Here is a 20,485-nt window from a genome sequence, read left to right on the forward strand (position 1 = left end):
CACCCCTTTGAGGTAAGAGTCGAACAGTTGATGGCTCAAAACTCGCTGCGCTTCACCGCGCGTCAACGACTACGCACCGTGAGGCATTCCGCTCGGCTCAGCTCTGCTCAGGCTCGGGCGACGGCTGCTCCGTATCCGGGCGGATGTCGATACGCCAGCCGGTGAGACGCGCGGCGAGGCGGGCGTTCTGGCCCTCCTTGCCGATCGCCAGTGACAGCTGGTAATCGGGCACCGTAACCCGTGCGGAGCGGGCGCCGAGGTCCACGATCTCGACCTTGGAGACCCGCGCCGGTGACAGTGCGTTGGCCACCATCTCGCCCGGGTCGTCCGACCAGTCCACGATATCGATCTTCTCGCCGTGCAGCTCGGCCATTACGTTGCGCACCCGGCCACCCATCGGGCCGATGCAGGCGCCCTTGGCGTTGAGCCCGCTACGGGTGGACCGTACGGCGATCTTGGTGCGGTGACCCGCCTCGCGGGCGATGGCCGCGATCTCGACCGAACCGTCGGCGATCTCGGGCACCTCCAGGGCGAAGAGCTTCTTCACCAGATTGGGATGCGTCCTCGAGAGGGTGACGGACGGACCGCGCACACCCTTGGCCACCCGCACGACGTACGTGCGCAGACGCAGACCGTGGGTGTACTCCTCGCCCGGGACCTGCTCCTGCACGGGCAGGATGGCCTCCAGCTTGTCGTCCAGCCGGACGAGGACGTTCTTGGGGTCCTTGCCCTGCTGCACCTGGCCGGCGACGACATCGCCCTCACGGCGGGCGTACTCGCCGAAGGTCACGTCGTTCTCCGCGTCCCGCAGCCGCTGCTGGATGACCTGACGGGCCGTCGAGGCGGCGATCCGGCCGAAGTCGTGCGGGGTGTCGTCGAACTCGCGGGGCTCCTGGCCCTCGTCGAGCTCGGACGGGTCCTCCTTCGCCCACACGGTCACGTGCCCGTTGTCGCGGTTGAGCACGACGCGGGCGTGGCGGCGGCTGTCCGGGGTGCGGTGATAGGCGATGAGGAGGGCGGACTCGATCGCCTCGACCAGCAGGTCGAACGCGATCTCCTTCTCCTGTGCCAAGCCCTTCAGGAGCTTCACGTCGATGTCCACGGTTACGCCTCCTCCTCATTCTGAATGCCGTTGCTGTCCTTGCGGCTGAATTCGATCTCCACCCGGGCCTTGGCGATCTCGGCGAAGGCGATCCGGCGCGCGGTGGGCTTACGGCCCTTCACACCCGGCACCTCCAGATCGAGGCCTTCGTCGTCCACGTCGAGGATGCGCGCGACCAGTTCGCCCGCGGGACTGCCGTCCGGGGCGGTCAGCTGGAACCGGGCAAGCCTGCCCTTGGCGCGCACGTAGTGGCGGTGCTCCCTCAGCGGACGCTCGGCACCGGGCGAGGTCACTTCGAGCTGGTACTCGCCGTCACCCATGGCGTCGGTCTCGTCGAGCCGCTCGGAGATCACACGACTCAGCTCGGCGCAGGCGTCGAGATCGACGCCTTCCTCGGAATCCACGACGACCCGAAGCACACGGCGGCGGCCGGCCCGGGACACTTCGATCTCTTCCAGATCCAGATCCGCGGCGCTGACGAGCGGTTCGAGCAGTCCGCGCAGCCTCTCGCTCTGGGTGGTGCTCATCCGGGTGACTCCTCGGCCGCGTGTGCTGTTGTGGGTTTCGTCGTGTGTCAGCACAAAGGGTATCCGGTCGCGAGGGGTGTTGCCGTCCACCCGCGACTGACCCGCAGGTACGCTCGCCTGCGGTGATCACATCAAGGGCCCGGCTGGTACGGGCCCGGGCCTCCGAGGAGAGACGCGTGGAGCGCACCGGTACGACGCGCAGACAGGCGCTCATGGCCACGGGTGCGGCGACGGCTGCCGCGCTGACGGGCTGCACGTCGGCGGCCGGTGGGGCTCGACCTCGCACGGCACCGGACGGCGTCCCGGCCGAGACCGTCCTGCGCCAGCGCAGTGCGGCACGCAGCGGTGCGCTGCTGGGGCGCTACGACGCGGTGCTGGTCGCCCATCCGGAGCTCGCGCCACGGCTCGCACCGCTACGGGCGGCAGTGGCCCTGCATGCGAAGGCGCTGGCACCGGTACCCACCCCAGCGGCGCCTTCGCCCCGTACGACGGGTCGTGGAGCCCCCTCACCTGCACCGTCGCGGGCCGGTTCGGATCCGGACGCCGCGCTGCGGGAGCTGGCCGCCGTCGAACGGAGCACCGCCGACGCGCACACCGCCGCGCTGGCCGGCGCTCCCCCCGAGTACGCCCGGCTGCTGGCCTCCGTCGCCGCGGCCGGAGCGGTGCACGCCTATCTGCTGACCAAGGGAGCCCGCTGATGAGCACCGTCGCCGCGGTGCAGGCGGCGCTCGCCGCCGAGCACGCCGCCGTATACGGGTACGGGGTCGTCGGCGGCCGGGTGGGCAAGGACCGGCAGGCCGAAGCGACGGAGGCGTACTCCGCCCACCGGGCGCGGCGCGACGCCATGGAGCGGACCGTGCGGGACCTGGGTGCGAAGCCCGTCGTGGCGGACGCCGCCTACGCCCTGCCCTTCCCGGTGCCGGACGCGCCTGCGGCCGTACGTCTGGCCGCGGTGCTGGAGGACCGGATCGCCGGCGTCTACTCGGATCTGGTCAGGGCGGCGGAGGGAGCGCTGCGCCAGGAGGCGGCGGGCGCGCTGCGTGAGGCGGCGGTGCGGGCGGTCCGCTGGCGGGGTACCGGCGTAGCCTTTCCGGGGCTCGCCGAGCGGGCGACGAGGCAGTGAAGGAGAACAACGCACGCATGGGTTTCGAAGCGCCCCAGCGTCTGGTGCGGGCGCTCGGCGACAGCGAGTGGCTGCGAGAGCTGCCGAAGCTCCTCGAGGAGGCGGTCGCCCGCCACCGACTGGACGTGGAGCGGGTGGCGGTACCGGGCGGCCGGAGCAGCCTGGTGGCACTCGTGCGGCGCCAGGACGGCTCACCGGCCGCGCTGAAGCTGGTCCCGCACTCGGCCGGGCCCGAACACGAGCACGCGGCCCTGGAGCACTGGAACGGCTTCGGGGCGGTACGGCTGCTGGAGGCGTCCGAGGGGGCGCTGGTGCTGGAGCGGCTGCACCCGGAGCTGTCGGTACGCTCGCTCCCCGGGGCCAAGGCCCTGCTGGAAGCGGCGGGTACGGTGCGCAGGCTGTGGACAGCGCCGCCGGAAGGCCATGCCTTCGAGACGGTGACGGAGCGTACGGCCCGGCAAGCGGCGGCGCTGTCGGAACGCGTCGGCACGGCGCCGCCCGCGCTGATGGCCGCGGCGCTGGACGCCCGGGAGGAACTGGTCGCGAGTGCCTCCCCCGAAGTGCGGCTGCTGCACGGCAACTTCCGGCAGAGCAAGGTGCTCGGCGGTGACCGGTCGCCATGGCTTGCGGTCGGCCCCGAGCCGGTCGTCGGCGAACCCGCCTACGACCTGGCACGGCTGGTCCGCGACCGTGTGGAGGACCTCGTGGCCTCCTCCTCGGGCCCTTCCGCGGCCCGTCGCCGCGTCAACCGGCTCGCGGACTCCCTGGACGTGGACCCCGACCGGCTGCGCGGCTGGACGCTGTTCCGCGCGGTGGAGTCGGGGACCCGTGCGCTGGTGGCGGGCCGGGCAGGCGAGGCGGAGGTGTCCCTGGAGTTCGCGGGGTGGCTCTAGGGCCTCTCGGGCCCGACCCCGCCGCTCATGGTGCGGGGCATGCCCAGAGGCCCGCCCCGCACCGCCCGGCGCCTAGCCGAGCACGCGCGCGATCGCCTCGTCCACCGGGAGTTCCTCGCGCTCCCCCGTGCGGCGGTCCTTCAGCTCGACGACGCCTTCCGCGGACCTGCGCCCCGCCACCAGGATCGTCGGCACGCCGATCAGCTCCGCGTCGGTGAACTTCACGCCAGGGGACACCCCGGCACGGTCGTCCACGAGGACCCGCGCGCCCGCCGCGCCCAGCTTCTCCGCGATGTCGAGTGCCAGCTCGGTCTGGAGCGCCTTGCCGGCAGCCACGACGTGCACGTCCGCCGGGGCGATCTCGCGCGGCCAGCACAGGCCCTGCTCGTCGGCGTGCTGCTCGGCCAGGGCCGCGACCGCTCGGGACACACCGATGCCGTACGAGCCCATGGTCACGCGGACCGGCTTGCCGTTCTGGCCCAGCACGTCGAGCTGGAAGGCGTCTGCGTACTTGCGGCCGAGCTGGAAGATGTGGCCGATCTCGATCGCGCGGTCGAGCTTGAGGCCGGTACCGCAGGAGGGGCAGGGGTCGCCGTCCTCGACCACGACGACGTCGAGGTAGTCGTCGACCTCGAAGTCCCGGCCGCAGACGACGTTCCTGGCGTGCGTGTCGGGCTTGTTCGCGCCGGTGATCCACGCGGTGCCGGAGGCGATGCGCGGGTCGGCGATGTAGCGGACCTTGTCCAGGCCCTGGGGCCCGACATAGCCGCGCACCAGGTCGGGCCGACCCTCGAAGTCCTCGGCGGTGACCAGCTCGACTTCGGCCGGGGCGAGGTGGTCGCCGAGCTTGCCGAGGTCGACCTCGCGGTCACCGGGCACGCCGACGGCGACGATCTCGCCGTCCACCTTGACCAGGAGGTTCTTCAGCGTGGCGGAGGCCGGAACGCCGAGGTGCTCGGCGAGGGTCTCGATGGTCGGGGTGTCGGGGGTGTCGAGTTCCTCGACCGGGCCGTGCTCGGCCGCCTCGACCACCGGGACCTTGAAGGTGACGGCCTCGGTGTTGGCCGCGTAGTCGCAGGAGGGGCAGTACACGAAGGTGTCCTCGCCCGCGGCCGCCGGGGCCAGGAACTCCTCGGACGCCGAGCCGCCCATCGCTCCCGAGACGGCGGAGACGATGCGGTGCTCCAGACCGAGGCGCTGGAAGATCTTGATGTAGGCCTCGCGGTGCAGCCGGTAGGACTCCGCCAGGCCCTCGTCGGTGGTGTCGAAGGAGTACGAGTCCTTCATCTGGAACTCGCGGCCCCGCAGGATGCCCGAACGCGGACGGGCCTCGTCGCGGTACTTCGTCTGGATCTGGTAAAGGATGACCGGAAGGTCCTTGTACGAGGTGCACTGGTCCTTCACCAGCTGAGTGAAGATCTCCTCGTGCGTGGGGCCGAGCAGATAGTCCGCGCCCTTGCGGTCCTGGAGGCGGAAGAGCTCGGCGCCGTACTCCTCCCAGCGTCCGGTGGCCTGGTAGGGCTCCTTGGGCAGCAGCGCGGGCAGCAGCACCTCCTGCGCGCCGATCGCGTCCATCTCCTCGCGCACCACGCGGGCGACGTTCTCCAGCACTCGCATGCCCAGCGGCAGCCAGCTCCAGATGCCGGCGGCGTTGCGGCGGACGAAGCCCGCGCGGACGAGGAGTTTGTGGCTGAGGGTCTCCGCGTCGGCCGGGTCGTCGCGCAGTGTCTTGACCATCAGACGGGACATGCGCTGGACCTGGGCTGCCATGGGTTTATCTCCTGCGTACAAGAAAGGGTGGTGTGCAGGAGGTTAGCCGGGTGGTCCCGGACGGCGGAAATCAGTTCCCGCCCGGCAGGTCACCTTCCGCGCTTGAGCGGCAGCGGTGCCCCCATCACGGCGTACGGCTTGGGCGCGCTGGGGAAGAGCACCTGGCGTGCCAGGTCCTGGTAGCCCAGGGTCCGGTACAGCCTGCGCGCCGGGCTCTCGGTATCGATCGCGGAGAGGATCGAACGGGGCTGTGCGGCGGTGTCCGTGATGGTGGTGATCAGGGTGCGGCCGAGGCCCCGCCCCTGGTGGGCGGGGTGGACATGGAGTTCGGTGATCACGAACGAGTCGTCGAGCCACTGGTCGTGACCGCCCCTGCGCAGATACGGCTCGACGACCGTGGACCACCAGTGCGTGCGGTCGTTGGGCATGCCGTAGACGAAGCCGACCAGCCGTCCGTCGGGGGTGGTGGCGCCGAAGGCGCGGGCGCCGGGGTAGAGCAGATGCCGCATCACGATGTGGCGGCGGATGGCGATCTCGTCCTCGCTGAGCCCGAAGGCAAGGGCCTGCACGGCGAGCGCGTCGTCCACCCGGGCAGCGAGATCGAGGGGGCCGACGACGGCATCGTGTTCCATGCCGGGCACCCTACTTGTCCCCGATCTGCCCGGAACAGTTCGGATCAGTTCAGAACAGCACGCTCATGAAGGAGCCCACCTCGCGGAAGCCGACGCGTCGATAGGTCGCCCGGGCGGCGGTGTTGAAGTCGTTGACATACAGGCTGACGACCGGGGCGACGTCCTGGAGGGCGAAGCGCAGGACCGCCGCCATACCGGTCTCGGAGAGCTTGCGGCCGCGGTATTCGGGGGCGACCCAGACACCCTGGATCTGGCAGGCCTGGGGGGTCGCTGCGCCGATCTCGGCCTTGAAGACGACCTTGCCGTCACCGTCGATCCGGGCGAAGGAACGCCCCGAGCCGACGAGCTCGGCCACCCGTGCCTGGTAGATCAGTCCGCCGTCCCCCGCGAGCGGGGAGACCCCGACCTCCTCGGTGAACATGGCCACGCAGGCCGGCATGATCACCTCCATCTCGTCCTTGCGGATGCGGCGGACGTACGGGTCGGGGGCGATGCCGTCCGGCATGGACTCGGTGACCATCAGCGGCTGGTGGGAGCGGACCTCACGGGCCGGGCCCCAGCTGGGTTCGAGTAGCTGCCAGAGCTGGGCGGTGGCCTCGGCGGGGCCGACGATGGAGGAGCAGCGACGCCCGGCCCTGCGGGCCCGCTCGGCGAAGGCGCGCACGGCGTCCGCGGTGGCGCAGATGGGCACGAGGTTGGCGCCGGAGTAGCACAGGGAGCGCAGCCGCCCCTCCTCGTACCAGCCCCACATCTCGCCGCCGAGGCGCCAGGGGTCGAGGCCCGCGACCTGGACGCGGGAGGTGACGAAGGCGTTGTGGACGGGCTCGCTCTCCAGTACGGCGAGCGCGGCGCCGAGGTCGTCGGGTTCGAGCACCCGGGTGGTGGTCTGCGTCAACACGAGGGCCGCTCCAACACTCCTTCGGGGCAACGTTTCATCCTGCCCCCGTCGCCGCGTGCCGGTTCGGGCACAGGTTGACGGCCTGGTCAGCCGGTCTCCGCACTGTACCTGGAGTTGCTGTACGGCACCCCATGGGAGCAGGCCCTACGCAGGTCCGGGACCGTATACGAAAGGACCGGGCCCCTGCTCGGGGCCCGGTCCCATTCGGAGTGCGTCGGTGGGTCAGCTCACCGAGACCTCGGGCTCGCCCGAGAGGACACCGTCCTTCTCCATCTGCTCGGCGATCTTCAGGGCCTCTTCGATGAGGGTCTCGACGATCTTCGACTCGGGCACGGTCTTGATGACCTCGCCCTTCACGAAGATCTGGCCCTTGCCGTTGCCGGACGCGACGCCGAGGTCGGCCTCGCGGGCCTCGCCGGGGCCGTTGACGACACAGCCCATGACGGCGACGCGGAGCGGCACCTCCATGCCTTCGAGCCCGGCGGACACCTCGTCGGCGAGCTTGTAGACGTCGACCTGGGCACGACCGCAGGACGGGCAGGAGACGATCTCGAGCCGGCGCTGGCGCAGGTTCAGCGATTCCAGGATCTGGATGCCGACCTTGACCTCCTCGGCCGGAGGGGCCGAGAGCGAGACCCGGATGGTGTCGCCGATGCCCTCGCTGAGCAGGGCACCGAAGGCGACGGCCGACTTGATGGTGCCCTGGAAGGCGGGGCCGGCCTCGGTGACGCCGAGGTGCAGCGGGAAGTCGCACTGGGCGGCCAGCTGCCGGTAGGCGTTGACCATGACGACCGGGTCGTTGTGCTTGACCGAGATCTTGATGTCGTGGAAGTCGTGCTCCTGGAAGAGCGACGCCTCCCACAGCGCCGACTCGACGAGCGCCTCGGGTGTGGCCTTGCCGTACTTCTGGAGCAGCCGGCGGTCCAGGGAGCCCGCGTTCACACCGATACGGATCGGGGTGCCGGCGTCCTTGGCCGCCTTGGCGATCTCCTTGACCTTGTCGTCGAACTGCTTGATGTTGCCCGGGTTGACCCGCACCGCCGCGCAGCCGGCGTCGATGGCCGCGAAGACGTACTTCGGCTGGAAGTGGATGTCGGCGATCACGGGGATCTGCGACTTCTTGGCGATGGTCGCGAGTGCGTCGGCGTCGTCCTGGGTGGGGCAGGCGACCCGCACGATCTGGCAGCCGGAGGCGGTGAGCTCGGCGATCTGCTGGAGCGTGGCACCGATGTCGGAGGTCCGCGTGGTCGTCATCGACTGCACGGAGACGGGAGCGTCTCCGCCGACGGCCACCGAGCCGACCTGGATCTTGCGGCTGACCCTCCGGTCGGCGAGCTTGGTCGGAACGGACGGCATTCCGAGAGAAATCGCGGTCATCTGCTGTGCAACCCCAAGGTGTGGATCGAGGTCCCGAGTCGGTGTCAGCGGGCTCCGGCCTTTGAGGTTACGCCACGGCCCTCGGGCCAGGCACATCGCGCCGCGCACGGCTTCCCACGAGTGAGCGGCCGGGCATGCGGTATGCCCGGCCGCTCCGCACGGCCCTGAGCCGCTCCGAACAGGCTGTGAACGGTCGGCCGCTAGGAGATCTTCACCGGGTTGACGATGTCGGCGACCAGTACCAGCAAGGTGAAGCAGATGAAGATCCCTGCCACCACATAGGCGACCGGCATGAGTTTCGCGACATCGAAGGGACCGGGGTCCGGACGCCGGAAGAGCCGTGCGACCTGCCGTCGTACGGACTCCCACAGGGCGCCCGCGATATGGCCGCCGTCCAGCGGAAGCAGCGGCAGCATGTTGAACAGGAACAGCGACAGGTTGAAGCCCGCGAGCAGCATCAGGAACGTGGCGATGATGTTCGGCGTCGGTACGTCCAGGTTCAGCACCTCGCCGCTGATGCGGGCCGCGCCGACCACTCCGACCGGCGAGTCGTCCTTGCGCTCGCCGTCACTGAAGGCCGCGTTCCACAGGTCGGGGACCTTGGTGGGGAGCGAGAGGATCGACTCGAAGCCGTTCTCCATCATGTCGCCCATCCGGTCCACGGACTGTCCGAAGGTCTGCGGGGTGATCTCGGTCTTCGCGGCGAAGCCCAGGTATCCGGCGCGGACGTACTCGTCCGGCACGACCTGGCCCTCGGCGTCCTTCTTCGCCACCAGGTTCTCGCGCAGGGTGGCCTTGAGGACCTTCTCCTGGCCGCCGCGGTCCACGGTGATGGTGGCGGGTCCGATGGTGTTGCGGATGCGGTTGGACAGATCGGCCCAGTCCTTCACCGGGGTGCCGTTGAAGGCCGTGATCCGGTCGCCCTTCAGCAGACCGGCCGCGGCACCGGGCGACTGCGGGTCGGTCTTCTTGCAGGCGTCGCGGTCCTCGCTCTGCGGGATGACGCACTGCTGGACCCCGGCGACCGTGGTGGTCTGGGTCTGGAAGCCGAACGACATCGAGACACCGAGGAAGATCGCCACGGCGAGCACCAGGTTCATGAACGGGCCCGCGAACATCACGATGACGCGCTTCCACGGCTTGCGGGTGTAGAAGAGCCGGTCCTCGTCGCCTGGCTTCAGCTCCTCGAAGGCGGCGGTGCGGGCGTCCTCGATCATTCCGCGCCAGGGCGAGGTGGAGCGGGCCTCGATACGGCCGTCCGGGCCCGGCGGGAACATGCCGATCATGCGGATGTAGCCGCCGGCCGGGATGGCCTTGATGCCGTACTCGGTCTCGCCCTTGTGCCGCGACCAGACCGTGGGGCCGAAGCCGACCATGTACTGAGGCACGCGGATGCCGAACATCTTGGCGGTCGAGAGATGGCCGAGCTCGTGCCAGGCGATGGAGATGAGCAGCCCGACCGCGAACAGCGCTATCCCGAGGACCGTCAACAGAATCGTCATGCGCGAGCCTCCGCTGTCGCCTTCGCTGTCATCGCTGCCTCAGTCGTCTGTCCGGCCTGCGCAGCCAGTTCCCGGGCCCGGGCACGCGCCCAGGTCTCCGCTTCGAGGACGTCCGGCACCGTCAGCGAGGTTCCCCCGGCCGGGGACCCGTGTTCGCCGACGACTGCCGTGACCGTATCCATGATTCCGTTGAACGGCAGCCGTCCCGCGAGAAACGCGTCCACGCATTCCTCGTTCGCGGCATTGAACACCGCCGGGGCCGTACCGCCCAGTTCCCCGACATGCCGGGCGAGCCCTACGGAGGGGAAGGCCTCGGTGTCCAGCGGGAAGAACTCCCAGCTGGAGGCCTTGGTCCAGTCGAACGCGGGCGCGGCGTCGGGCACCCGCTCCGGCCAGCCGAGACCGATCGCGATCGGTCCGCGCATATCCGGAGGGGTGGCCTGGGCCAGGGTCGAGCCGTCTGTGAATTCCACCATCGAATGGACATACGACTGCGGGTGCACGACCACCTCAATGCGGTCGAACGGAATGTCGTAGAGCAGGTGCGCCTCGATGACCTCGAGCCCCTTGTTGACGAGGGTCGCGCTGTTGACCGTGATCACCGGTCCCATGGCCCAGGTGGGGTGCGCGAGGGCGTCCTGCGGGGTGACGTCCGCCAGCTCGGCCTTGGTACGGCCGCGGAACGGGCCGCCGGACGCGGTGACGACGAGCTTGCGGACGTCGGCGCGTGTGCCGGCGGCCAGCGCCTGGAAGAGTGCGGCGTGCTCGGAGTCCACGGGGATGATCTGACCGGGCTTGGCCAGGGCCCTCACCAGGGGGCCGCCGACGATCAGCGACTCCTTGTTGGCGAGGGCGAGGGTGCGGCCCGCTTCCAGGGCGGCGAGGGTGGGCGCGAGGCCGATGGAGCCGGTGATGCCGTTGAGCACGGTGTGGCAGTCGGATGCGGCCAGTTCCGTGGCCGCACCGGGTCCGGCGACGATCTCGGGGAGCGGCTCGCCCGCCCCGTACCGCTCGCTCAGCGCCTCCGTGAGCGCCGGGACGGCGTCCTCACGTGCGACAGCGACCGCACGCACCCGCAGCCGGTGTGCCTGCTCGGCCAGCAGCTCGACCCGGCCGCCGGCCGCCGAGAGGGCCGTGACACGGAACCGGTCGGGGTTGCGCAGGACCAGGTCGACGGCCTGGGTGCCGATGGAGCCGGTGGAGCCGAGTACGACGATGTCCCGCCGGCCCGCGGCCGGGTCGAAGACGATATGCGGGTCGGCGAGGGGGGATGGGCTGTCGGTCATGCCCCCCATTGTGGCCGCACCGGGAGCGGGCCAGGACAAGGGTGCCCCCCACAAGGGCGCCGCGCCCGCCTTCCGCTCAGCGGAACGCGGGCGCGGCGACCACGCGGAGCGTCCGGTCAGCGGATCGGGCGGTGGACGTTCTCCCGCCGCGCCGGGCCGGGGCTGGCGTCGGCGATCCACGGCCCGTCGCCACTCGGGTCGATGACGCCTTCCTCCAGCCAGGTGTAGTTGCCGGCCAGCACGCCGTTGACCATTTTCCGGTCGAGGTCGTCCGTGTTGGTCCACAGCCTGCCGAACAGCTCTTCGACGCGGATCCGGGACTGCCGGCAGAACGCGTCGGCCAGCTGGTACGCCTCCCGGCCGTGCGAGCCGGTCAGCCGCAGGTTCTCGGCACGCACGCAGGCCGCGCTCATGGCGAAGAGTTCGGCACCGATGTCCACGACCCGCCCGAGGAAGCCCTGCTTGGTCTCCATCCGGCCCTGCCAGCGGGACATCCCGTAGAACGTCGAGCGGGCGAGCTTGCGCGCCGAGCGCTCCACATAGCGCAGATGGGCGGACAGATCCGCGTGACCCGCGCGCTTGAACTCGGCGTACGAACCGGGCAGTTGCCCAGGACCGGCGACGAGCTTGGGCAGCCAGCGGGCGTAGAAGGCCGTCGCCTGGGCGCCTGCCTTCGCCTTGTCGCCAAGGGACTTGTCCGGGTCGATGATGTCCCCGGCCACCGAGAGGTGCGCGTCGACCGCCTCGCGGGCGATCAGCAGATGCATGATCTCGGTCGAGCCTTCGAAGATCCGGTTGATCCGCAGGTCGCGCAGCATCTGCTCGGCGGGCACCGCCCGTTCGCCGCGCGCGGCGAGGGACTCCGCCGTCTCGAAGCCGCGTCCGCCGCGGATCTGGATCAGCTCGTCCGCCATCAGCCAGGACATCTCGGAGCCGTACAACTTGGCGAGCGCGGCCTCGATACGGATGTCGTTGCGGTCCTCGTCGGCCATCTGGGACGACAGGTCCACTATCGCCTCCAGGGCGAAGGTGGTGGCCGCGATGAAGGAGATCTTCGAGCCGACGGCCTCGTGCTTGGCGAGGGGCTTGCCCCACTGCTCGCGTACGGAGGACCATTCGCGGGCGATCTTCAGGCACCACTTGCCCGACCCCACGCACATCGCGGGCAGTGAGAGACGCCCGGTGTTGAGGGTGGTCAGCGCGATCTTGAGCCCTGAGCCCTCGGGTCCGATCCGGTTCGCGGCGGGCACCCGGACCTGGTGGAAGCGGGTGACACCGTTCTCGATACCGCGCAGCCCCATGAAGGCGTTGCGGTTCTCGACCGTGATGCCGGGGGAGGTCGCCTCGACGACGAAGGCGGTGATACCGCCCTTGTGGCCCTCGGACTTCGGCACCCGGGCCATCACGACGAGGAGGTCGGCGACCACGCCGTTGGTGGTCCAGAGCTTGACGCCGTCGAGAACGTACTCGTCGCCCTCGGGTACGGCCATGGTCGCCAGTCGCGCCGGGTCGGAGCCCACGTCGGGCTCGGTGAGCAGGAAGGCGCTGATGTCCGTGCGGGCGCAGCGCGGCAGGAAGGCGTCCTTCTGCTCCTGTGTGCCGAAGAGTTTCAGCGGCTGCGGTACGCCGATGGACTGGTGGGCGGAGAGCAGCGCACCGACGGCCGGGCTCGCGGAGCCGACCAGGGCGAGCGCCTTGTTGTAGTACACCTGGGTGAGCCCGAGACCGCCGTATCTGGGGTCGATCTTCATGCCGAGCGCGCCGAGTTCCTTGAGCCCGGCGACGACCTCGTCGGGGATCCGCGCCTCGCGCTCGATCAGGGCGCTGTCGATCCGCGTCTCGCAGAAGTCGCGCAGCTTGGCGAGGAACTGCTCGCCGCGCTGGACGTCCTCGGGCGAGGGCATCGGGTGGGGATGGATCAGATCGAGCCGGAAGCGGCCCAGGAAGAGTTCCTTGGCGAAGCTGGGCTTGCGCCAGCCCTGCTCGCGTGCGGCCTCGGCGACTTGCCGGGCTTCGCGCTCGGAGACCTTGGGTGCGGTTTTCGGTGTGGATGGGGCGGACATGAGGGACTCACCTCGCCGCTTCGTCGGGGGCGGCCGTGCGGAGCTACCACACGGTGCTACTCGTCCGTATCTACCCGATCCGGGAGCACCTCACCAGTCCTGCGGGGCACCCGGGTGTATCAGACGCAATCATGTTGATCCAGGCCCGAAGCCGGGTACGGGCGGGCAAACGAAGCCGGCCGGAGCCCCCGCACATGGGCTCCGGCCGTCCGGTTCCGTCCCCGGCCCTGAAGGACCGGGGACGTGTGACGGTCCCGTCGGGCCTGAAGGACCGGTCCGTGGTCTACAGGGCCAGTCCGGTGAGGACGAGCACCCGCTCATAGGTGTAGTCGTCCATCGCGTACCTGAGGCCCTCGCGGCCCACGCCGGACTGCTTGACGCCGCCGTACGGCATCTGGTCGGCGCGGTAGGACGGGACGTCGCCGACGATCACGCCGCCGACCTCGAGGGCGCGGTGGGCGCGGAAGGCGGTCTGGAGGTCACGCGTGAACACACCGGTCTGAAGACCGAACTTGGAGTTGTTGACCTCGGCGAAGGCCGCCGCCTCGTCATCGACCCGATGCAGGGTGAGGACAGGTCCGAAGACCTCCTCGCACGCCAGGGTCACGTCGGCGGGCAGGTCGGCGAGCACCGTCGGAGCGTAGGCCGCCCCGTCACGCTTGCCGCCGGTGAGCAGCTTGGCGCCGCCGGAGACGGCCTCGTCGACCCAGGACTCGACCCGCTTGGCCGCGTCCTCGCTGACGAGCGGGCCCACGTCGGTGGCGTCGTCGGACGGGTCACCGGTGCCCTGCTGCTCGACGGCGGCGACGATCTTCGGGACGAGCCGGTCGTAGACCGAGGCGTCGGCGATCACACGCTGTACGGAGATGCAGGACTGGCCGCCCTGGTAGTTGGCGAAGGTGCCGATCCGGGTGGCCGCCCAGTCCAGGTCCTCCTCGGAGGACCAGTCGCCGAGCACGACGGCCGCGGCGTTGCCACCGAGCTCCAGAGTGCAGTGCTTGTGGGGCACGGACTGCTGGATGGCATACCCGACCTTGTCCGAGCCGGTGAAGGAGATCACCGGCAGCCGCTCGTCCTGGACCAGCGCGGGCATGGACTCGTTGAGCACCGGCAGGACGGACCAGGAGCCTGCGGGCAGCTCGGTCTCGGCCAGCAGCTCACCGATGATCAGACCGGACAGCGGGGTGGCGGGCGCGGGCTTGAGGATGATCGGGGCGCCGACGGCGATGGCCGGGGCGATCTTGTGGGCGCAGAGGTTCAGCGGGAAGTTGAACGGCGCGATACCGAGGACGGCGCCCTTCGGGAAGCGGCGGGTGAGCGCGAGGCGGCCCTGGCCGCCCGCGTCGGTGTCGAGGCGCTGGGCCTCACCGCCGTTGAAGCGACGCGCCTCCTCGGCTGCAAAGCGGAAGACGGAGACGGCCCGGCCGACCTCGCCGCGGGCCCACTTGACCGGCTTGCCGTTCTCGGCGGAGATCAGCTGGGCGATCTCCTCGGCGCGCTCGGCGAGCCGCTTGGAGACATGGTCGAGGGCCGCGGCGCGCACATGGGCGGGAGTCGCCGAGAACTCGTCCACGACGGCGTGCGCGGCGGCGACGGCCTCCTCGACCTGGGCCGCGGTCGGCACGGAGACCGTGCCGACGACCCGCCCGTCCCAGGGGGACGTGACGTCGAAGGTCGTCTCACCGGTGGCCTGGCGGCCGGCGAGCCAGAAGGCGTGGGTGGAAGTCATGTGTCCCGGCCCTTCGGAAGTAGTGCGGAGTTCTTCACTTCAAACGGTAGGGCGATACGCCGCCGATGGCGTTTGTCCGGGGTGGAGTGGTCGCCGTGGCGCTCCTGCCGCTTTGGCGAGTCAGCCGTGTGGAAGTGCCTCAGCGGCGGCGTTCCGTGCTGACGATGAGGCCGACGCCGGCCACCACGATCGCGCCGCCGACGGCGATCGGCCAGCTCAGCTCCTCGTCCAGGACCAGCGCACCGAGGCACACGGCGACGACGGGGTTGACGTAGGCGTAGGTGGCGACCAGCGACAACGGCGCGGACTGCAGCAGCCAGGCGTACGCCGTGAACGCGATCAGCGAGCCGAAGACCACGAGGTAGGCGAGCGCGGTCCAGGAACGGGCGGACACCTCGGTGAGGACGAACCCGTACTGCTCGCCCCTGCCCAGGCCGACCAGCAGACAGCCGATACCCGCGGCCGTCATCTCGTAGGCGCTCACGGCGAAGGGGTTGGAGGCCATGGGGATACGGGACGAGGCGAAGGAACCGACCGACCACATCAGGGTCGCCGCGACGACGGTGAGGACGCCCCACAGACGCACATCGCCGCTGAGCCCGGGCTGTGTGAGCACCGCGAGCCCGGCGAGCCCGAGTGCGACACCGGCGTACGCGCCGATGCCGGGCCGCTCGCCGGAGAGCCTGCGCAGCACCACGACCCACGCGGGGACGATGGCGACGAGAAGGGCGGCGAGCCCGGAGGGCACGGCGGTCTCGGCGAGGACCACCAGGGAGTTGCCGCCGAGAAGGAGCAGCAGGCCGACCATCGCGGCGGAGGCGAGCTGGACCGGGGTGGCCTTCAGTGCGGAGGGCCCCTGCCGCCAGGCGGTGATCGCGGCGAGCAGGAGTCCCGCGGTGAGGAAGCGGGCGCCGGTGGACAGGAAGGGCGGCATCGTCTCGACGACGACGCGGATGGCGAGGTACGTCGAACCCCAGACGACGTAGACGATGGCGAGGGCGCCCCACACCGCCCCGGATATCCGGCGGCGCACGGGCGCGTCCTCGATGAGCGGGGTGGCGGTGGGGGCATCGCCTGCGGGGGCTTCGGTGCGGGGAGCGCGTGGTGTCACGAGGCAGGACTTTAAAGATCAGAGCGTTCGAATGCCAAGCTTTCTGCCCGACTTCGGGCAGATGAGGGGGGAACTGCAGGCGGAATGCCGGTCGGACTGCTCGGACGCGGGATCGTCACGGAGTCAGGCCCGGGCCAGGCCCGGTGTTCGAGGGCGTCGCTCCGACGGTACGCGGCGGGTGCTCGGGCGCCCGTGCCGTGGCGGCGTCCAGAGTGTCGGACCGTGTTGTCCACCGGGGACCGAACCGCTGAGGGGCACTGGCCCGGATCCCCGGCGAACACGTCAGGGATCACCGCCGCGGGGGCGGTGCGCCACCGCGGGACGGGCAGTCGGGGCCGCCCGGCGCCGATGGCCGATGGGACCGCGTGGCCTACGGCGCGGTAGGCGGCGCGATGTCCCCCGTGGCCTTGAGCGCCAGCCACAGCTCCATGCGCACGTCCGGATCGTCCAGCGAGCGGCCGAGGATCTCCTCGACACGGCGCATGCGGTAGCGCAGGGTGTGCCGGTGCACGCCCAGGTCGGCGGCCGCCGCGTCCCACTGGCCGTGGTGGGAGAGCCAGGCCCGCAGGGAGGCGACCAGGTCGCCGCGGCCCGTCGCGTCGTGCTCGTACAGGGCGCGCAGCATCCCGTCGGCGAAGGCCCTCACGGCGTCGTCGGCGAGGAGCGGGAGGACGGACCCGGCAGCCAGCTCCTCGTGCTCGACGAGGGCGCGGCCACGGCGCCGGGCGACCGAGAGCGCCTGCTCGGCCTGCTTGTACGCCGAGGCGGCGGCGATCGGCCCTGACGGGGCGGACAGACCGACCACGATGCCGGAGTCCTCGGCCTTCCGCTCGGCGTAGGGCTCACAGCCGCTCAGCACCGCTCCCCCGTCGGCGGCGAGCACGACGAGCCGGCCGTCACCCTCGGGGACGGTCAGCACCGCCTCGCCGGACCGCGCCGCCGCGGACTCCAGCGATTCGGCGAGTGCGGGCAGTGCGGGCGCGGCCGCGGGGTCCGATTCGCCCGCCCGCTCCGCGATCAGCAGCCGGAACGGGGCGTCCAGCAGCCCCCCGTACAGGTCCCCGGCCACCGCGCGTGCGTGGTCGGGCTGACCGGAGAGCATCAGCCGCAGCACCGCGGCGCCGAGTCGCTGCTCGGCGGCTTGGAGCGAACGGGAGCGTTCGGTGGTGAGGGTGAGGAGGGCGACCGCGGAGTGCACCGCGTACCGCTCAGCGGTACCCAGGGAAGCGCCGGTGCCCACGGCGAGCACGCCCCGCACCCGCCGCCCGGTGCCCAGGGACTGGAGCTCCACCCGGTCATCCGTACTGCCGACCACCGCACTTGCGGGCGCGGGCCGCTCACGCAGCCGCCTCACGTCGCCGGTGAGCCGTGCCGCGCGCCGGGCGGCCCATTCGGGTGCGGAGGCCACGACCGAACCCGAAGCGTCGTAGAGCGCGGCCCAGCCGTCGATATGGGCGGCCAGCCGTGCCAGCAGCGCGGCGGGGCCGTCGGTGAGCGCGGCACGGGTGAGCTCGCGCTGGACCTCGAAGCCCGCCGTGACGGCGCGGTACTGGTCGGCGGCGATGGCGGCGGAAACGGCCTTGCTGATGGCCAGGAACGGCGTGCGGCGGGGCACTTCCAGCAGCGGGAAGTCCGCTTCGCGCGCGGCCCGCAGAAGGGCCTCGGGGATGTCGTCGTAGTTGACGCCGACGGCGAAACCGAGCCCGACCACCCCCGCACCGTCCAGCCGCCGCACATAGCGCCGCATCGCTTCGTCATCGGCGGCGTCCAGCGTCATCGCGGTGACGAGGAGCAGCTCACCGCCCTCCATGTAGGGCACGGGGTCGGCGAGCTCGCTGACGTGCGCCCAGCGCACGGGTGTTTCGAGACGGTCCTCCCCTGCGCGCACGGTCAGTTTCAGCGCGGAGTGCTGGACGAGCGAGGCAAGGGTGACCGGCATGGGACCGCGGGCTTTCGGCAGAAGGAGTTTTTCGCCGTCCCGTATGAACGGCATGGCTCGATTCTGCCAGGGCGTACGAGTACGCGGGGCACCTGTCTCCGTAACGGGTCACCCGGCTCAGGTGCAGTCACCGGCACAGGAGTCAGGTGCGCAGGTCGACCAGCACCGGAGGCGAGTGCTCGCCTCGCACCGATGTCAGTGACAGGACCGCATGCCCGGCGGGCAAGGAGTGCGCGAGCTCGGAAGCCGACCAGCGCTGCCGTTCGACCTCCCGGACCGTGACGGCCTCGGCGGTGGCGTTCTTCCCCGTCACCAGCCGTCGCATGAAATGCAGCGCCTTGGTGAGTGGCTCGTCCGAGATGATCTGCCGGTTGGTGACGTCCCGGGTCTGCACCCACTCCGTGCCCCAAACCTCGGCGAAGCGCCCCCCGTCCCAGGGCCCGAGCCCGGCGAAGGCCATCCGGCAGCCGACCGCGCCGAGCAGCGATCCGCGCAGCGCCTCGGGCACGTCCTCCAGAGTCCGCATCGCCAGCACCACCCCGGCGTTCGCCGAGCGCAGCCGCTGGACCGCCCTGACCGCGTCGGCGGTGAGGGTGTGGGTGGCGTCGTCGATGACCAGGCAGGCAAAGAGTGAGCGGTCGGCACGGCTCAGCGCGGCCTCGGTGAACTGGGCGAGTACCAGTCGGGCGATGATCCGGGACGCTTCCGCGTGACCCCGCTCGGGCAGGTCCACACGGACCCGCAGCGGGTGCTCGATGGCCCGCAGCGAGAACTGCCGGTCCGCCTCGCAGGTGCGGAAGAACCGCGCGAAGGCGGGACGGTCGAGGAACGCGATCCGCTCGGCGAGCAGCACGCCGATGTCGTCGGGGCGCTCGGACTGCCGCTCGCGTGCGTCGAGCTCCCGCAGCTGAGACGCCTCCTGGGCCGTTTCGAGGGCGCCCCGCAGAGCGCGGAGGGCCTGGGGCGAGCCGCCGACGAGATCCCGCAGATCGGGTACGGCCGGGAAGTGGCCATGGACACTGCGGTACGGGCCGATGAGCTGGGCCAGCGCCGTGGCCGCCCGGCGGCTGTCGATGGTCAGGTCCCCGACCAGCGCATCGGCGAGGACACGGGCGGCCTCGTCGGGGTCGTCGGCGCCACCGTACAGATCGAGGTCGTGTGTGGAGTCGGGCTGCCCGGGTGCGATGACCAGGTCGAAGGCCTCGTCGGGGCCGAGCGCCGCGCCCTGTGCGGCGACGGCCACCACGGCGGCCCGGTTCGTGAGCGCCTGGAGGCACATCGCCTCGACCACGGGGCGGATCAGGCGCACGGTCTTCCCGGACCCGGAGGGGCCGACCGCGAGCAGCGAGGTGCCGAGAACGGCGGGTTCGAGAGCGACGCCGGTGGTGCGGCGGGCGTAGGGGTTGCGGGGGTGGTCGGCGGCGGTACCGATCCTGACCTGGTGGGCCACCAGATCATGCCGTGCCGTGCGTACCGGCAGGTCACGGACCCCCGACGGGTGGGTGAACGCGGCAGCGCCCCGTCGCAGTGCGGTGTCCGTAAATGCGCCGAGGCGCGAGGGGTCGGCCTGCACGGAGTGCCAGGCACGGCGGATGCGCGCGAAGTCGACGTCGTTCATCCGGTCGGCTTGGATCTCCTCCGTGAGGCGGTCCGCAACCACTTGCTGTCCCGCGCCGCGCAGCTCGGTCCATCCGCCGGGATCGTCCTGATTCCCTGCGGTCACCGGTGCCGGACCGGGCTCACGAGGCGTACGCAGCGCCCCGAGTGCCGGGAGCAGGAAGCGGTGGGCCAGCTCCGGCCAGTGCCCGAGCCGCCCAAAGAAGACGATCATGCCGATGAGCAGCAGGAGATCGATCGCACCTCCGATGAGGCCCTTGACCACCGCGTCGTCGGACAGCTTGACCAGGGCCCCCGCCCAGTAGTGGGGGTCCAGCCAGTACGGGATGTAGTAGTTGTCGTAGAGCGACCAGAGCAGAAGTGCGCAAAGCAGCGAGATCAGGGCTCCGGTGAGAAGCCGTGTGGTCGGAATCGGCTCCGGTTCCTGCTCCGGCCGCGGCCGGAGTCCGAACCGCCACACCCCCGGCCCGGCCTGCGGGCGGGGTGTGCGCAGCCACTCGGCCAGGGAGCCGCCGATGGCCGGGGCTGGGGCGTGCGCGGGGGCAGGGGGCACGGACGGCATGGCCGGCATGGGCGGGGGCCCCGCGGGGTGCGGCACTGGATGTGAGCCGCCCGTACGCGTGCCACGTGCGTCGTAGGTACCGTCGGTGTCCATGAACCCTGCCCCCTGACCAGCCAGGACCTCGTCTGTGCCACCGTCAATCTAGTGGCACGCGGCGGGGAGTTCAGCGATCCGCGCGTACGCGGGTACCCCGCGGGCGGGCCCGGCACAGGTGCCCTGCGCGGAGCAGCGGATGTGCTCTATGTCCGTGACGGACAACGACACGCCTCCACCACTCCCGAACGGAGCATGCCGGACCCCCTGGAGCGGACCTAGCCTGCGAAGAAGGAAGAAGTGCGTCCGAAAGACACCCCA

At 70.9% G+C, this 20,485-nt stretch carries 16 protein-coding genes; 3 read left to right on the forward strand and 13 right to left on the reverse strand.

Features of this window, described 5'->3' with window-relative positions:
* Window positions 1-97: 97 nt before the first annotated feature.
* The gene (gene nusA / locus ABZ532_RS26735; RefSeq protein WP_361288851.1) at window positions 98-1,102 is read right to left on the reverse strand and encodes a transcription termination factor NusA; all 1,005 of its coding nucleotides are present in this window, start codon (window positions 1,100-1,102) and stop codon (window positions 98-100) included.
* A gap of 2 nt (window positions 1,103-1,104) precedes the next feature.
* Window positions 1,105-1,629 carry a ribosome maturation factor RimP gene (rimP, locus tag ABZ532_RS26740; RefSeq protein WP_361288854.1) on the reverse strand — a complete coding sequence of 175 codons (525 nt, stop codon included), beginning with the start codon at window positions 1,627-1,629 and terminating at the stop codon, window positions 1,105-1,107.
* A gap of 176 nt (window positions 1,630-1,805) precedes the next feature.
* On the opposite strand from rimP, the gene ABZ532_RS26745 reads away from it, so the two are divergent.
* The 3 genes from ABZ532_RS26745 to ABZ532_RS26755 are packed head-to-tail and all read left to right on the forward strand — an operon-like array spanning window position 1,806 to window position 3,645.
* Window positions 1,806-2,327: a hypothetical protein gene (locus ABZ532_RS26745; protein WP_361288935.1), complete on the forward strand. Its 522-nt coding sequence runs from the start codon at window positions 1,806-1,808 to the stop codon at window positions 2,325-2,327.
* Window positions 2,327-2,752 carry a ferritin-like domain-containing protein gene (locus ABZ532_RS26750; protein WP_361288857.1) on the forward strand — a complete coding sequence of 142 codons (426 nt, stop codon included), beginning with the start codon at window positions 2,327-2,329 and terminating at the stop codon, window positions 2,750-2,752. The genes ABZ532_RS26745 and ABZ532_RS26750 overlap by 1 nt, the downstream gene beginning before the upstream one ends.
* A 17-nt stretch (window positions 2,753-2,769) precedes the next feature.
* Window positions 2,770-3,645: an aminoglycoside phosphotransferase family protein gene (locus ABZ532_RS26755; protein WP_361288860.1), complete on the forward strand. Its 876-nt coding sequence runs from the start codon at window positions 2,770-2,772 to the stop codon at window positions 3,643-3,645.
* A 72-nt stretch (window positions 3,646-3,717) separates the two neighbouring features.
* On the opposite strand, the gene ABZ532_RS26760 is transcribed toward ABZ532_RS26755, so the two are convergent.
* The 11 genes from ABZ532_RS26760 to ABZ532_RS26810 all read right to left on the reverse strand — a co-directional run bounded on the left by ABZ532_RS26760 (window position 3,718) and on the right by ABZ532_RS26810 (window position 20,224).
* Window positions 3,718-5,415, reverse strand: coding sequence for a proline--tRNA ligase (locus ABZ532_RS26760; protein ID WP_361288863.1), 1,698 nt, complete (start codon window positions 5,413-5,415; stop codon window positions 3,718-3,720).
* 89 nt (window positions 5,416-5,504) lie between these two features.
* Window positions 5,505-6,047, reverse strand: coding sequence for a GNAT family N-acetyltransferase (locus ABZ532_RS26765; protein ID WP_361288866.1), 543 nt, complete (start codon window positions 6,045-6,047; stop codon window positions 5,505-5,507).
* Window positions 6,048-6,096: 49 nt separating this feature from the next.
* The gene (locus ABZ532_RS26770) at window positions 6,097-6,945 is read right to left on the reverse strand and encodes a GNAT family N-acetyltransferase (RefSeq protein ID WP_361288869.1); all 849 of its coding nucleotides are present in this window, start codon (window positions 6,943-6,945) and stop codon (window positions 6,097-6,099) included.
* 222 nt (window positions 6,946-7,167) lie between these two features.
* Window positions 7,168-8,322 carry a flavodoxin-dependent (E)-4-hydroxy-3-methylbut-2-enyl-diphosphate synthase gene (gene ispG, locus ABZ532_RS26775; protein ID WP_361288872.1) on the reverse strand — a complete coding sequence of 385 codons (1,155 nt, stop codon included), beginning with the start codon at window positions 8,320-8,322 and terminating at the stop codon, window positions 7,168-7,170.
* Window positions 8,323-8,522: 200 nt separating this feature from the next.
* A complete protein-coding gene (locus ABZ532_RS26780; protein WP_361288875.1) occupies window positions 8,523-9,824 on the reverse strand; it encodes a M50 family metallopeptidase in 1,302 nt (433 codons plus the stop codon).
* Window positions 9,821-11,110: a 1-deoxy-D-xylulose-5-phosphate reductoisomerase gene (dxr, locus tag ABZ532_RS26785; RefSeq protein WP_361288878.1), complete on the reverse strand. Its 1,290-nt coding sequence runs from the start codon at window positions 11,108-11,110 to the stop codon at window positions 9,821-9,823. The genes ABZ532_RS26780 and dxr overlap by 4 nt, the downstream gene beginning before the upstream one ends.
* 116 nt (window positions 11,111-11,226) lie before the next feature.
* Window positions 11,227-13,173: an acyl-CoA dehydrogenase family protein gene (locus tag ABZ532_RS26790; protein WP_361288881.1), complete on the reverse strand. Its 1,947-nt coding sequence runs from the start codon at window positions 13,171-13,173 to the stop codon at window positions 11,227-11,229.
* Between the two features lie 283 nt (window positions 13,174-13,456).
* Window positions 13,457-14,902 carry an aldehyde dehydrogenase family protein gene (locus ABZ532_RS26795; protein WP_361288884.1) on the reverse strand — a complete coding sequence of 482 codons (1,446 nt, stop codon included), beginning with the start codon at window positions 14,900-14,902 and terminating at the stop codon, window positions 13,457-13,459.
* 139 nt (window positions 14,903-15,041) lie between these two features.
* Window positions 15,042-15,950, reverse strand: coding sequence for an EamA family transporter (locus ABZ532_RS26800; RefSeq protein ID WP_361288938.1), 909 nt, complete (start codon window positions 15,948-15,950; stop codon window positions 15,042-15,044).
* Between the two features lie 433 nt (window positions 15,951-16,383).
* Window positions 16,384-17,952 carry a PucR family transcriptional regulator gene (locus ABZ532_RS26805; protein WP_361288941.1) on the reverse strand — a complete coding sequence of 523 codons (1,569 nt, stop codon included), beginning with the start codon at window positions 17,950-17,952 and terminating at the stop codon, window positions 16,384-16,386.
* 142 nt (window positions 17,953-18,094) lie between these two features.
* Window positions 18,095-20,224 carry an ATP-binding protein gene (locus tag ABZ532_RS26810; protein WP_361288887.1) on the reverse strand — a complete coding sequence of 710 codons (2,130 nt, stop codon included), beginning with the start codon at window positions 20,222-20,224 and terminating at the stop codon, window positions 18,095-18,097.
* Window positions 20,225-20,485 lie beyond the last annotated feature (261 nt).

The sequence above is a fragment of the Streptomyces sp. NPDC019396 genome, assembly GCF_040632375.1.
GTDB lineage: Bacteria > Actinomycetota > Actinomycetes > Streptomycetales > Streptomycetaceae > Streptomyces.

Coding starts and splice junctions, on each gene's coding strand:
- rimP (WP_361288854.1), bottom strand. CDS start 1,629: ATGAGCACCACCCAGAGCGAGAGGCTGCGCGGACTGCTCGAACCGCTC.
- ABZ532_RS26750 (WP_361288857.1), top strand. CDS start 2,327: ATGAGCACCGTCGCCGCGGTGCAGGCGGCGCTCGCCGCCGAGCACGCC.
- ABZ532_RS26755 (WP_361288860.1), top strand. CDS start 2,770: ATGGGTTTCGAAGCGCCCCAGCGTCTGGTGCGGGCGCTCGGCGACAGC.
- ABZ532_RS26760 (WP_361288863.1), bottom strand. CDS start 5,415: ATGGCAGCCCAGGTCCAGCGCATGTCCCGTCTGATGGTCAAGACACTG.
- ABZ532_RS26765 (WP_361288866.1), bottom strand. CDS start 6,047: ATGGAACACGATGCCGTCGTCGGCCCCCTCGATCTCGCTGCCCGGGTG.
- ispG (WP_361288872.1), bottom strand. CDS start 8,322: ATGACCGCGATTTCTCTCGGAATGCCGTCCGTTCCGACCAAGCTCGCC.
- ABZ532_RS26780 (WP_361288875.1), bottom strand. CDS start 9,824: ATGACGATTCTGTTGACGGTCCTCGGGATAGCGCTGTTCGCGGTCGGG.
- dxr (WP_361288878.1), bottom strand. CDS start 11,110: ATGACCGACAGCCCATCCCCCCTCGCCGACCCGCATATCGTCTTCGAC.
- ABZ532_RS26790 (WP_361288881.1), bottom strand. CDS start 13,173: ATGTCCGCCCCATCCACACCGAAAACCGCACCCAAGGTCTCCGAGCGC.
- ABZ532_RS26795 (WP_361288884.1), bottom strand. CDS start 14,902: ATGACTTCCACCCACGCCTTCTGGCTCGCCGGCCGCCAGGCCACCGGT.
- ABZ532_RS26805 (WP_361288941.1), bottom strand. CDS start 17,952: ATGCCGGTCACCCTTGCCTCGCTCGTCCAGCACTCCGCGCTGAAACTG.
- ABZ532_RS26810 (WP_361288887.1), bottom strand. CDS start 20,224: ATGGACACCGACGGTACCTACGACGCACGTGGCACGCGTACGGGCGGC.